Annotated in this window: 11 protein-coding genes; 2 read left to right on the top strand and 9 right to left on the bottom strand. The window is 69.6% G+C overall.

The genetic code is table 11. The features are described 5' to 3' along the window. Window positions 1–173: 173 nt before the first annotated feature. The 3 genes from QFZ74_RS23445 to thyX all read right to left on the bottom strand — a co-directional run bounded on the left by QFZ74_RS23445 (window position 174) and on the right by thyX (window position 3,836). Window positions 174–1,859 carry a ribonuclease J gene (locus QFZ74_RS23445; protein ID WP_307622782.1) on the bottom strand — a complete coding sequence of 562 codons (1,686 nt, stop codon included), beginning with the start codon at window positions 1,857–1,859 and terminating at the stop codon, window positions 174–176. Window positions 1,860–1,988: 129 nt separating this feature from the next. After that, window positions 1,989–2,888, bottom strand: coding sequence for a 4-hydroxy-tetrahydrodipicolinate synthase (gene dapA, locus QFZ74_RS23440; protein ID WP_307622781.1), 900 nt, complete (start codon window positions 2,886–2,888; stop codon window positions 1,989–1,991). A gap of 207 nt (window positions 2,889–3,095) precedes the next feature. Further along, window positions 3,096–3,836 carry an FAD-dependent thymidylate synthase gene (gene thyX / locus QFZ74_RS23435; RefSeq protein ID WP_307622780.1) on the bottom strand — a complete coding sequence of 247 codons (741 nt, stop codon included), beginning with the start codon at window positions 3,834–3,836 and terminating at the stop codon, window positions 3,096–3,098. A 250-nt stretch (window positions 3,837–4,086) separates the two neighbouring features. Here thyX and QFZ74_RS23430 point away from each other — a divergent pair, with 250 nt between their 5' ends. Both QFZ74_RS23430 and QFZ74_RS23425 read left to right on the top strand, forming a co-directional pair. Continuing rightward, a complete protein-coding gene (locus QFZ74_RS23430) occupies window positions 4,087–4,323 on the top strand; it encodes a hypothetical protein (RefSeq protein WP_307622779.1) in 237 nt (78 codons plus the stop codon). A gap of 90 nt (window positions 4,324–4,413) precedes the next feature. Then, a complete protein-coding gene (locus QFZ74_RS23425) occupies window positions 4,414–4,968 on the top strand; it encodes a PH domain-containing protein (protein WP_307622778.1) in 555 nt (184 codons plus the stop codon). 79 nt (window positions 4,969–5,047) lie between these two features. Here QFZ74_RS23425 and QFZ74_RS23420 read toward each other — a convergent pair whose 3' ends face one another. The 6 genes from QFZ74_RS23420 to eccD form a co-directional block, all read right to left on the bottom strand. Then, window positions 5,048–5,491: a hypothetical protein gene (locus QFZ74_RS23420; RefSeq protein WP_307622777.1), complete on the bottom strand. Its 444-nt coding sequence runs from the start codon at window positions 5,489–5,491 to the stop codon at window positions 5,048–5,050. 18 nt (window positions 5,492–5,509) lie between these two features. Next, window positions 5,510–6,262, bottom strand: coding sequence for a 4-hydroxy-tetrahydrodipicolinate reductase (dapB, locus tag QFZ74_RS23415; protein ID WP_307622776.1), 753 nt, complete (start codon window positions 6,260–6,262; stop codon window positions 5,510–5,512). 28 nt (window positions 6,263–6,290) lie between these two features. Beyond that, complete coding sequence (locus QFZ74_RS23410) at window positions 6,291–7,670, bottom strand: pitrilysin family protein (RefSeq protein WP_307622775.1); 1,380 nt, start codon at window positions 7,668–7,670, stop codon at window positions 6,291–6,293. Beyond that, on the bottom strand, window positions 7,667–9,904 hold the full coding sequence (locus tag QFZ74_RS23405; RefSeq protein WP_307622774.1) for a polyribonucleotide nucleotidyltransferase: 2,238 nt from the start codon (window positions 9,902–9,904) through the stop codon (window positions 7,667–7,669). The genes QFZ74_RS23410 and QFZ74_RS23405 overlap by 4 nt, the downstream gene beginning before the upstream one ends. A gap of 401 nt (window positions 9,905–10,305) precedes the next feature. Further along, window positions 10,306–10,596 (bottom strand): 30S ribosomal protein S15, encoded by a 291-nt coding sequence (rpsO, locus tag QFZ74_RS23400; protein WP_307622773.1) that lies wholly within the window; start codon window positions 10,594–10,596, stop codon window positions 10,306–10,308. Window positions 10,597–10,797: 201 nt separating this feature from the next. Further along, window positions 10,798–12,255: a type VII secretion integral membrane protein EccD gene (gene eccD, locus QFZ74_RS23395; RefSeq protein WP_307624257.1), complete on the bottom strand. Its 1,458-nt coding sequence runs from the start codon at window positions 12,253–12,255 to the stop codon at window positions 10,798–10,800. Window positions 12,256–12,461 lie beyond the last annotated feature (206 nt).

The following is a 12,461-nucleotide window of genomic DNA, read 5'->3' as shown; positions in this document are numbered from 1 at the left end:
GTGCCTACCACAGAACCGTTCCGGCTCCGGGGCAGACCAAGAACTCTACGGATCCGACCAGGGGGAGTCAACCCCCGCTGTCAAGATTTTTTCGGCGGGGCATGCGCCCGTGATACAGCGGGGCCCCTCGGCACAGTGCCGAGGGGCCCCGCTGCTGGTCAGCGCGCCGACGATCAGACGTCGACGACGACCGGGAGGATCATCGGGCGGCGACGATAGGTGTCGGAGACCCACTTGCCCAGCGTGCGGCGGATGAGCTGCTGCATCTGGTGGGGCTCGACCACGCCGTCCTGGGCCGAGCGTTCCAGGACCTCCTTGACCTTCGGGATGACCTCGGAGAACGCGGCGTCGTCGATACCGGAGCCCCGGGCGTGGATGTCCGGGCCGCTGGTGATCTTGCCGGTGGTCGAGTCCATCACCACGAAGACCGAGATGATGCCCTCGTCGCCGAGGATCTTGCGGTCCTTGAGGACGGGCTCGTCGACGGCGCCGACCGAGAGGCCGTCGACGTACACGTAGCCCGCCGGGACCTTGCCGGAGATCTTGGCCTTGCCCTCGACGAGGTCGACGGTGACGCCGTCCTCGGCGATCACGACGCGGTCGTGCGGGACACCGGTCATGGCGCCCAGCTCGGCGTTGGCGCGCAGGTGCCGCCACTCGCCGTGGACCGGCATCAGGTTCTTGGGCTTGCAGATGTTGTAGAAGTACAGCAGCTCGCCCGCGGAGGCGTGGCCCGAGACGTGCACCTTGGCGTTGCCCTTGTGGATGACGTTGGCGCCCCAGCGGGTCAGGCCGTTGATGACGCGGTAGACGTCGGTCTCGTTGCCGGGGATCAGGGACGACGCGAGGATCACGGTGTCACCCTCGGTGATCCGGATCTGGTGGTCCCGGTTGGCCATCCGCGACAGGGCCGCCATCGGCTCGCCCTGGGAGCCCGTGCAGACCAGCACGACCTTGTCGTCGGGGAGGTCGTCCAGCTGCTTGACGTCGACGACCAGGCCCGGCGGGACCTTCAGGTAGCCGAGGTCGCGCGCGATGCCCATGTTGCGGACCATCGAGCGGCCGACGAACGCGACCTTGCGGCCGTACTTCTGGGCCGTGTCGAGGATCTGCTGGATGCGGTGGACGTGGCTGGCGAAGCTCGCGACGATGATGCGCTTGGGGGAGTTCGCGAAGACGTTGTCCAGCGCGTTCGTGATGTCACGCTCGGGCGGGACGAAGCCCGGGACCTCGGCGTTCGTGGAGTCCGAGAGCAGGAGGTCGATGCCCTCCTCGCTCAGCCGCGCGAAGGCGTGCAGGTCCGTGAGGCGGCCGTCCAGCGGGAGCTGGTCCATCTTGAAGTCGCCGGTGTGGACCACCATGCCGGCCGGGGTGCGGATGGCGACCGCGAGGGCGTCCGGGATGGAGTGGTTGACCGCGACGAATTCGCAGTTGAACGGGCCGATCTGCTCGCGGTCGCCCGCCTCCACCTCGGTAGTGCGCGGGCGGATCCGGTGCTCCTGGAGCTTGGCCTCGATCAGGGCGAGGGTCAGCTTGGAGCCGATCAGCGGGATGTCCGGCCGCTCGCGCAGCAGGTAGGGGACACCGCCGATGTGGTCCTCGTGGCCGTGCGTGAGCACGATGCCGTCGATGTCGTCGAGGCGGTCCCGGACGGACGTGAAGTCCGGCAGGATCAGGTCGACACCGGGCTGCTCCGCCTCGGGGAAGAGCACACCGCAGTCGACGATCAGCAGGCGGCCGTCGTACTCGAAAACGGTCATGTTCCGGCCGATTTCGCCGAGGCCACCGAGCGGGGTGATCCGCAGGCCGCCCTCGGGAAGCGGCGGCGGCGGGGCGAGTTCAGGGTGCGGATGACTCAAAAGACTCTCCTGACCACACGCGCCACGTACCGGTGTGGCCACGTGGCGCGCATGACGTTCATGCAAAAGCAGTTGTCGTGTGGAAGTGCAGGCACCGGTTGGCCTGCTATTCAGTTGTGAAGTCTGTTGTCAGAGCTGTACCCCGCCGGCGGCAAGATCGATCTTGAGCTGAGCGATCTCCTCCGGCGTGCACTCGACCATGGGGGCGCGCAGCGGTCCCGCGGGCAGGCCCTGGAGGGCGAGCGCGGCCTTCGTGGTCATGACGCCCTGGGTGCGGAACATGCCCGTGTAGACCGGCAGCAGCTTCTGGTGGATCTCGGTCGCCTTCTGGACGTCGCCGGAGGTGAAGGCCTCGACGAGCGCTCTGAGGTCGGGGGTGGCCACATGGCCGACGACCGACACGAAGCCGACCGCGCCCACGGAGAGCAGCGGCAGGTTGAGCATGTCGTCCCCGGAGTACCAGGCGAGGCCGGACCGGGCGATGGCCCAGCTGGCGCGGCCGAGGTCCCCCTTGGCGTCCTTGTTGGCGACGATCCTCGGGTGCTCCGCGAGGCGGACCAGCGTCTCCGTGTTGATCGGGACGCCGCTGCGGCCGGGGATGTCGTACAGCATGACCGGCAGCTCGGTCGCGTCGGCGACGGCGGTGAAGTGCCGGTACAGGCCCTCCTGCGGGGGCTTGTTGTAGTACGGCGTGACCACGAGGAGGCCGTGGGCGCCCGCCTGCTCGGCGGCGCGGGCCAGCTCGATGCTGTGGCGGGTGTCGTTGGTTCCGACGCCGGCGACGACGTGGGCACGGTCGCCGACCGCTTCGACGACGGCGCGTACGAGCTCCGATTTCTCCGCATTGCTGGTGGTGGGGGACTCGCCGGTGGTGCCGTTGACGATCAGGCCGTCGTTGCCTGCGTCCACCAGGTGGGCGGCGAGCCGCTGCGCGCCGTCGAGGTCGAGTGCGCCGTCCGCCGTGAAGGGCGTGACCATGGCGGTGAGGACCCGCCCGAAGGGGGTCTGCGGAGTGGAGGTCGGAGCCATGGGGAACACGCTACTCGCTGCTCACTGCGGCGGCCGCCTTCGGGGTGCGGGGAAAAAACGTGACGAAGCGCGATAAACATGGAGCCCGGCACTGCCTGCTCGGGGGTTCAAGCAGTGCCGGGTCCGTTTGATCAGGCTAGATGAACTTCTCCAAATGCCGCAATACGGACACTTCGCCAGCCCGATCCGTACACGCGTGCCGTCGCCCTACGGCGCGACGCGGCCGTTGGCGTTGAAGGCGGCGTACGTGAGCGGCATGAGGGCGGCCCAGGCGGCCTCCATCTTCTCGCCGACCATCTCGATCTCCCGCTGCGGGAACGACGGCACCTTGGCCATCTCGTGCTGCGTGCGCAGACCGAGGAAGTGCATCAGGGAGCGCGCGTTGCAGGTGGCGTACATCGAGGAGAACAGGCCGACGGGGAGGACCGCGCGGGCGACCTCGCGGGCGACGCCGGCGGCCAGCATCTCCTGGTAGGCCTCGTAGGCCTGGATGTACGAGTCCTCCATCGCGCGGCCGACCAGCTCCTGCTGCGCCTGGGTGCCCTCGACGAAGACGTACTTGCCGGGACGGCCCTCCTGGACGAGCTTGCGGGACTCGTCGGGGACGTAGAAGACGGGCTCCAGCTCCCGGTAACGGCCGCTTTCCTCGTTGTAGGACCAGCCCACGCGGTGCCGCATGAACTCGCGGAAGACGAAGATCGGGGCGCTGATGAAGAACGTCATCGAGTTGTGCTCGAAGGGGCTGCCGTGCCGGTCCCTCATCAAGTAGTTGATCAGGCCCTTGGAGCGCTCCGGGTCCTTGTTCAGCTCCTCCAGGGACTGCTCGCCGATGGTCGAGACGCGGGCGGCGAACAGCACGTCGGCGTCCGACGCGGTGTGCTTGACCAGCTCGACGGTGACATCGCTGCGGAAACTGGGCTTGAGGTCGTCGGCGGGGGTGTCGGTCACGGCTCGGAGGGTCCTTCCATCACATCTCTCGGGCGGCGCCCACTCTACGGCCCGACACTGACATCGGGACGTTCGTTCCCGGTATGCGACATCTCCGGCGTACTTCAGCGATCTTGTGAATGTTGGGCCGAGTCCGGTGATCTTGCGCGAATTCGGGGCAAGTGGGCACCTTCTGCGACACTTGTGCGTCTCTCCTTACGAGAGTCGTTCATGCGTTCCCTGAAATGTCCCGAAAGGAGGCGCGCCTCCGATGCTCCGTCGGCGCGATCCCATGCCCTACGCCTCCTACGCCGAAGTCGCCCCCTTCCGCAGCAACGTCGCTCCCCCGCCCCGCGAGCGGGCCTCCGCCGGTCAGATAACCGGCCGGTGGCTGCTGGGGCTCACCGTCGTCGCCGGACTCGTCGGCTCCCTCGTCCTCGGGATGCCCGCGCTGTCCACCGACACCTCGACGCAGACGCAAGCGCCGCAGGCCTCCCAGGGGCGCTGACCCTTCCGGCCCCCCATGGGTGGTGAGCGGGCAGGCGGGCGGATAGCCTCACCGGGCACAGCCCACGCATGGATTGAGTGAGGACCAGCCGTGCCCCTGCCCTTCCTGACGGCCGACCGCACCTTCGAGGCAGCGGACGACATCGCCCTGCCCCACGACGACAGCACCCGCTGGCGGCGCCCGTACCGTCCCGGACCATGGCGCGTGGGACTGGCCGCCCTGTGCCTGCTGCTCGCCTCGTTCGTGCTGTTCGGCGGCGTCCTCATCGCCCTCACCGGTTCGGCGGCCTCCGCCGGCCTGATCTTCGCCGGCGCCCTGGCGATCATCGTCGCCGCGCTGCGGCTGCTGCGCATGGGCGTGTGGGTGAGCGCGCGCGGGCTGCGCCACGTGGGCTTCCTGGCCACCCGTACCGTCCCCTGGCAGGACGTCGTCGCGGTGCGCACGGTGCAGCAGCCGGTGCGCTGGCTGGAGCTGCCGCGCACGGTGCAGGGCCAGGCGCTGACGCTCGTACGCAGGGACCGTTCGCCCGAGGACACCGCGCCGCTGCTGACCACGCACGGCCTGGACTTCATGGCGCGCGTCTCGGCCTTCGACCGGGCGGCCGACACGATCGAGGCCTGGGCGGCGGAACACCGCGGGGTCTGAGCACGAGCCTCCGGACCCACGAGCGGGGCCCGGTTCCGTCCAGGTGGACGGAACCGGGCCCCGCTTCATTGCGCGCCTGTCAGCGAGCGGCCTCCCGCAGCGTGATCGCCCGCTGCATCGCCTTGCGGGCGCGCGGGGTGTCGCGGGCGTCGTGGTAGGCCACGGCGAGGCGGAACCAGCTGCGCCAGTCCTCGGGCGACTCCTCCGTCTCGGCCTTGCGCCGAACGAACACCTCGTCGGCCGAGTCGCGGTCGATCCGGCCGCCGGGCGTGCGCCTCAGCTCGTCGACGGGCAGGCCGCCCTCGGCGTCCAGCTCGGCCGCGAGCCGATTGGCCCTGCGGACGAACTGGGTGTTCTTCCACAGGAACCACACCCCGATGACCGGCAGGATCAGCACCGCGATGCCGAACGGGACCGTGATGAGCGTGCCGGACTCGATGAGCATGACGCCGCGGCTGCCGACCAGGACGAAGTAGAAGACCAGGACGGCGGCCGTGACGGCATAGGAGATCTTCGCGCGCATGGATTCAGTCGCCCCGGCTCAGTTCAGGTCCAGGAAGTTTTCCAGGCCGAAGGTCAGGCCCGGGGTGTCCACCACACGGCGCACGCCGAGCAGGATGCCCGGCATGAAGCTGCTGTGGTGCAGGGAGTCGTGCCGGATCGTGAGGGTCTCGCCCTCGGCGCCGAGCAGGACCTCCTGGTGCGCGAGCAGACCGCGCAGGCGGACGGCGTGGACGGGGACCCCGTCGACGTCCGCGCCCCGCGCACCGTCCAGGGCCGTCACCGTGGCGTCCGGCGCCGGCGCGGTGCCGGCGGCGCGGCGGGCCTCGGCGATGAGCTGCGCCGTGCGCGTGGCGGTGCCGGACGGAGCGTCGACCTTGTTCGGGTGGTGCAGCTCGACGACCTCGACCGACTCGAAGTACGGCGCGGCCAGCTGCGCGAACTTCATGGTGAGGACGGCCCCGATGGAGAAGTTGGGCGCGATGAGCACGCCGGTCTCCGGGGACTGCTCCAGCCAGCCGCGCAGCTGCGCGAGGCGCTCGTCGGTCCAGCCGGTCGTCCCGACCACCGCGTCGATGCCGTGGCGTACGCAGAAGTCGAGGTTGCCCATCACCGAGGCGGGCGTGGTGAGTTCGACCGCGACCTGGGCGCCGTTCTCCGCCAGCGTCTCCAGCTTGTCGCCGCGGCCGAGGGCGGCGACCAGTTCCATGTCCTCGGCGGCCTCGATGGCCCGGACCGCCTCGGAACCGATCCGGCCCTGAGCCCCGAGGACCGCCACGCGCAGCTTGCTCATGTTCTAGCTTCCTTACCGAAGACGAGGGTTAGGCGACGGCGTCGTGCAGGCGCGAGGCCTGCTTGTCCTTCAGCGGACCGATGACCGACAGGGACGGGCGCTGCCCCAGGATGTCGCGGGCGACCGCCCGGACCTCGTCCGGGGTCACCGCCGAGATCCGGGTCAGCATGTCGTCGACGGACATCTGCTCGCCCCAGCACAGCTCGCTCTTGCCGATGCGGTTCATCAGCGCGCCCGTGTCCTCCAGGCCGAGGACGGTGGAGCCCCTGAGCTGGCCGATGGCACGGTCGATCTCGTCGTCCGTGAGTCCCTGCTCGGCGACCTGGTCGAGCTCGTCGCGGCAGATCTTCAGCACGTCGTGCACCTGGCTCGGGCGGCAGCCCGCGTACACGCCGAACAGACCGCAGTCGGCGAATCCGGAGGTGTACGAGTACACGCTGTAGCACAGGCCGCGCTTCTCGCGGACCTCCTGGAAGAGGCGCGAGGACATGCCGCCGCCGAGGGCGGTGTTGAGCACGCCGAGCGCCCAGCGCCGCTCGTCGGTGCGGGCCAGGCCGGGCATACCGAGGACGACGTGCGCCTGCTCGGTCTTGCGGCCGAGCAGCTCGACGCGGCCCGCAGTACGGATGGTGCGGCGGCCGTCGCGCGGGGCGATGGGCACGGCGTCCGGGTCCTTGAGGGCGCCCGCCTTCTCGAAGGCGGCACGGACCTGGCGTACGACCTTGTTGTGGTCGACGTTGCCCGCGGCCGCGACCACGAGATGGGTCGGGTCGTAGTGCTTCTTGTAGAAGCGGCGGATGCGGTCGGCGTTGAGGGCGTTGACCGTGTCGACGGTGCCGAGGACCGGGCGGCCGAGGGCGTTGTCGCCGAACATCGTGTGCGCGAACAGGTCGTGCACACAGTCACCCGGGTCGTCCTCGGTCATCGCGATCTCCTCGAGGATCGCGCCGCGTTCGACGTCGACGTCCTCCTCCAGGATCAGCGAGCCGGTCAGCATGTCGCAGACGACGTCGATGGCGAGCGGCAGGTCGGTGTCGAGCACGCGCGCGTAGTAGCACGTGTACTCCTTCGCCGTGAACGCGTTCATCTCGCCGCCGACCGCGTCCAGTGCGGCGGAGATGTCCAGAGCGCTGCGCGTCGGCGTGCCCTTGAAGAGCAGGTGCTCCAGGTAGTGCGTGGCGCCGTTCAGGGACGGCGTCTCGTCGCGGGAGCCGACGTGCGCCCAGATGCCGAAGGTGGCCGAGCGGACCGAGGGGAGGGTCTCGGTGACGATGCGCAGGCCGCCCGGGAGGGTCGTCTTGCGGACCGTGCCGATGCCGCCGGTGCCCTTGATCAGGGTTTGGGTACGGGCGACGGCCCGCGCCTCCGAAGAGGTGCGGGCCGTCGCCGTGGAGCTACTCGACGTCACTTGTCGGTGTCGTCCTTCTCCGCGGAGCCGCTGTCGGACCCGGCCTCGTCGCCTTCGCCCTCGATCACGGGGATGAGGGAGAGCTTGCCGCGGGAGTCGATCTCGGCGATCTCGACCTGGACCTTCTGGCCCACACCGAGGACGTCCTCGACGTTCTCCACGCGCTTGCCGCCGGCGAGCTTGCGGATCTGCGAGATGTGCAGCAGACCGTCCTTGCCGGGCAGCAGGGAGACGAACGCACCGAAGGTGGTCGTCTTCACGACCGTACCGAGGTAGCGCTCGCCGACCTCGGGCATCGTCGGGTTGGCGATGCCGTTGATCGTGGCGCGGGCGGCCTCGGCGGCCGGACCGTCGGCGGCACCGATGTAGATCGTGCCGTCGTCCTCGATCGTGATCTCGGCGCCCGTGTCCTCCTGGATCTGGTTGATCATCTTGCCCTTGGGGCCGATGACCTCACCGATCTTGTCGACCGGGATCTTCACGGTGATGATTCGCGGCGCGTTCGGGGACATGGCGTCCGGCCGGTCGATCGCCTCGGTCATCACGTCGAGGATGTGCAGACGGGCGTCGCGGGCCTGCTTGAGGGCCGCGGCCAGGACGGAGGCCGGGATGCCGTCCAGCTTGGTGTCGAGCTGGAGGGCGGTCACGAAGTCCTTCGTGCCGGCGACCTTGAAGTCCATGTCACCGAAGGCGTCCTCGGCACCGAGGATGTCGGTGAGCGCGACGTAGTGCGTCTTGCCGTCGACCTCCTCGGAGATCAGACCCATGGCGATACCGGCGACGGGGGCCTTCAGCGGCACACCGGCGTTCAGCAGCGACATGGTGCTGGCGCAGACCGAGCCCATGGACGTCGAACCGTTGGAGCCGAGGGCCTCGGACACCTGACGGATCGCGTACGGGAACTCCTCGCGCGTCGGCAGCACCGGCACGATCGCGCGCTCGGCGAGCGCGCCGTGGCCGATCTCGCGGCGCTTCGGGGAGCCGACGCGGCCGGTCTCACCGACGGAGTACGGCGGGAAGTTGTAGTTGTGCATGTAGCGCTTGCGGGTCACCGGGGAGAGGGTGTCCAGCTGCTGCTCCATGCGGAGCATGTTCAGGGTGGTGATGCCCAGGATCTGGGTCTCGCCACGCTCGAACAGGGCCGAGCCGTGCACGCGCGGGATGGCCTCGACCTCGGCGGCCAGGGTGCGGATGTCGGTGACACCGCGGCCGTCGATGCGCTTCTTCTCCTTGATGACGCGCTCGCGGACCAGCTGCTTGGTCAGCGCGCGGTACGCGGCGGAGATCTCCTTCTCGCGGCCCTCGAACTGCGGCAGGAGCTTCTCGGCGGCGAGCGCCTTGACGCGGTCCAGCTCGGCCTCGCGCTCCTGCTTGCCGGCGATGGTGAGCGCCTGGGCGAGCTCGGGCTTGACCGCGGCGGTCAGCGCCTCGAAGACGTCGTCCTGGAAGTCCAGGAAGATCGGGAACTCGCCGGTCGGCTTCGCGGCCTTCTTGGCGAGGTCGGCCTGGGCCTTGCACAGGACCTTGATGAAGGGCTTCGCGGCGTCGAGACCGGCGGCGACGACCTCCTCGGTCGGCGCCTCGGCGCCGCCCTCGACCAGCTTGATCGTCTGGTCGGTGGCCTCGGCCTCGACCATCATGATCGCGACGTCGCCGTCCTCCAGGACGCGGCCGGCGACCACCATGTCGAAGACGGCGTCCTCGAGCTCGGAGTGCGTCGGGAACGCGACCCACTGGCCGTTGATCAGCGCGACGCGGACGCCGCCGATCGGGCCGGAGAAGGGCAGGCCGGCCAGCTGCGTCGACGCGGACGCGGCGTTGATCGCCACGACGTCGTACAGGTGGTCGGGGTTGAGGGCCATGACCGTGGCGACGACCTGGATCTCGTTGCGCAGGCCCTTCTTGAAGGACGGGCGCAGCGGGCGGTCGATCAGACGGCAGGTGAGGACCGCGTCCTCGGAGGGGCGGCCCTCGCGGCGGAAGAAGCTGCCGGGGATCTTGCCGGCCGAGTACATCCGCTCCTCGACGTCCACCGTGAGGGGGAAGAAGTCGAGCTGGTCCTTGGGGGTCTTGGAGGCGCTGGTCGCCGACATCACCATGGTGTCGTCGTCCAGGTACGCGACGGCGGAACCGCCGGCCTGCTTGGCCAGGCGGCCCGTCTCGAAGCGGACGGTGCGGGTGCCGAAGGAGCCGTTGTCGATGACGGCCTCGGCGTAGTGGGTCTCGTTCTCCACTAGCGTTATCTCCTCGTCTTCGTCCCTTGGCTGCCCGTGTGGCAGGGGGACGGTTGCGGAGAGGCGCTCCGTGCGGTGCGGGCCGGTCTTCGATCGAAGCACCCGGGTTGCACTCCCCCCGGGGGCCACTACCGAGGACCGGCGGCGGCGAGGCGCGCTTCTCCTTGTTCGGTGTGCGTGGTGCCGTCATGCCCGGTCAGGGCCGGAATGGCTCACGCTGTGTCGTACGTACTGCGTTGCGTTCTGCTACCACACTACAAAGCGTCGGTGACAGTCCGCATGTTTCCGTCGGCACGGGCGGACTTTCCCGCGTCGGCGGGTCGGCCCGCACGGGCGGGAACGCCCGTGAACGGCAAAGGGAGCGGTCCCCAGTCTCTGGGAACCGCTCCCTTCACGGCGACTTACTTGGCGCCGCCGGCCGCACCACGGCGGATGCCGAGGCGGTCGACCAGCGTACGGAAGCGCTGGATGTCCTTCTTGGCCAGGTACTGCAGAAGGCGGCGACGCTGACCGACCAGGATCAGCAGACCACGACGGGAGTGGTGGTCGTGCTTGTGCGTCTTGAGGTGCTCGGTCAGGTCCGAGATGCGGCGCGAGAGCATGGCGACCTGGACCTCGGGGGAGCCGGTGTCGCCCTCCTTCTGACCGAACTCGGCGATGATCTGCTTCTTCGTAGCGGCGTCGAGCGACACGCGTACTCCTCGTAGTCTCTGTGATGGCCACCGAGTGCCCCTGGTCCACTTCTCAGGGGAGCTTCCGTTACTCGGGAGGCGGGGATCCGCTGAGCGCGACCCCCAGGGATGCCGGGGGCGCGTACACGAACGGCCGGGAGCCAGGGTACCAGCCCCGAAGCGGGGGCCTTCCCGTCGGGGCTGGTGAGGGGCGGCCGAGCGTCAGACCCCGCCGCGGACCCTGCCGTAGATGTCGAGGACGGCCAGGCAGACCGGGATCAGCGAGAGCAGCACCAGCGAGTCCGCGAGGTCCAGCATGCGGCCCCAGAAGGGGGAGAGTCCCTTCTGCGGAACGATCAGGGCGATCGCGATCAGGAGCAGGACGCCCGCCGCCACCGAGGCACCGAGCCACAGGGTCCGCAGGTCGACCGGTCCGGAGTTGCCCATGAGCAGCTCCTTGACGATCTCGGCCGGGGGCGAGATCGCGAGGCCGAGCACCAGCAGGGCGAGCGTGCCGACACCGGCCACGAACAGGCAGGTGACCTGGGCGGTGTAGCGGAAGAGACGTGCGCGCAGCATGGCGGCGAGGCCGGTGCACAGGGCGAGCATCTGGGCCCAGCCGCTGTCGCTGAAGCCGAGTACGCCACCGCTCGCGCCGATGACGACGGCGGCGCAGCCCCCGACCAGGCCGAGCAGCAGCTCGTGGCCGCGGCTGGTCTGGGCGACGATGCGCTGGATGTCGACGGCCTCGAGGTCGCCGTCCACGCCTTCGCGGCGGGCCCTGGCCAGGTCCTCCGGGCTGCGGAAGCCGATCGGCAGCTTGGCGAAACGGGCCGACCAGCCGGGCAGGAAGCCGACGACGGCGAGCGCGACGACCGAGGTGCCGGCGGCGACCTCGCGCGGCTCCGCCCCGGTGAGGATCCCGCAGAACACGGCGAGCGTGCCCATCGCCGCGGCGAGCGCGGAGCCGACGAACGGGGCGTCTCCCTGCGGCAGGAGCATGATCAGTACGACGGAGACCAGGAGGACGGCGACGCAGCCGACGAGGAACTGGATCCTGCCGGGGCCCTCGCCCGCGTCCTGGGGGATGACGCCGGAGCCCGCGATCATCGCGTGCGGCAGCGCCGAGATGCCGAGGGCCACGGCGGCGGCACGGTCGTCGTAGACCCGGGACCGTACGCCCGAGAGCGCCGTGAGGCCCACGGCGACGACGCCGGCGAGGATGCCCTGGAGGCCGTGCATGTCATGGCGTACCGGGTCCGCGAACCAGAAGACGAAGCCGAGCATGACGAGCAGCAGCGCCCCGGCGACGAGTCCGGCGGCGCGCATCAGGTTGTCGTTCCAGCTGCGGATGTCCTGCTTGACCGCGGCGGCGATGGCGTCCACCACGTCGTCGTGCACGGCCGGCGGCAGCGAGTCGGCAAAGGTGCGCAGAAGCAACACCTCGCCGTCCCTGACGCGGTGCTCGACCAGCGAACGGCTCGCGTCCAGCACCTGGCCCTCGCGGCGTACGAGGTGGTAGCCGGCCGGACCGGCGTCCGCCTGGGTCAGGCCCGAGAGTCGCACGATCTCGGGAAAGAGATCCTGGATCGGCAGGTCCTCCGGCAGCGCGACATCGACCCGGCTGTCCGGCGCTGCGATGGTGATTCGACAGAAACCTGTCGAAGTCCCCGTGCTCACCTGGTTGTTCCCCCTGCTAGACAAGGCTTCTCCACGCCGTCTGGTACGACGCCTCGCGCCACCATATCCGTTGTCCCCTATGCCGCCGGTAGCCCTCCCTCATTTGTCCAGGACCCTCTCGGCATCTCCATCCTCCTGACTCCCGCCGCCCCCTTGCACGTCAGTAGGATCTACGCCTACGCGGACGACGCCTACGCGAACGGGAA

It is taken from the genome of Streptomyces sp. V3I7 (genome assembly GCF_030817495.1).
Classification (GTDB): domain Bacteria; phylum Actinomycetota; class Actinomycetes; order Streptomycetales; family Streptomycetaceae; genus Streptomyces.
This window is presented reverse-complemented; position numbering and strand designations above follow the sequence as displayed.

Excerpts from the sequence above, each read along its gene's own strand:
- dapB (WP_307622776.1), bottom strand. The coding sequence starts at position 6,262 with ATGAGCAAGCTGCGCGTGGCGGTCCTCGGGGCTCAGGGCCGGATCGGT.
- QFZ74_RS23430 (WP_307622779.1), top strand. The coding sequence starts at position 4,087 with ATGCTCCGTCGGCGCGATCCCATGCCCTACGCCTCCTACGCCGAAGTC.
- QFZ74_RS23420 (WP_307622777.1), bottom strand. The coding sequence starts at position 5,491 with ATGCGCGCGAAGATCTCCTATGCCGTCACGGCCGCCGTCCTGGTCTTC.
- dapA (WP_307622781.1), bottom strand. The coding sequence starts at position 2,888 with ATGGCTCCGACCTCCACTCCGCAGACCCCCTTCGGGCGGGTCCTCACC.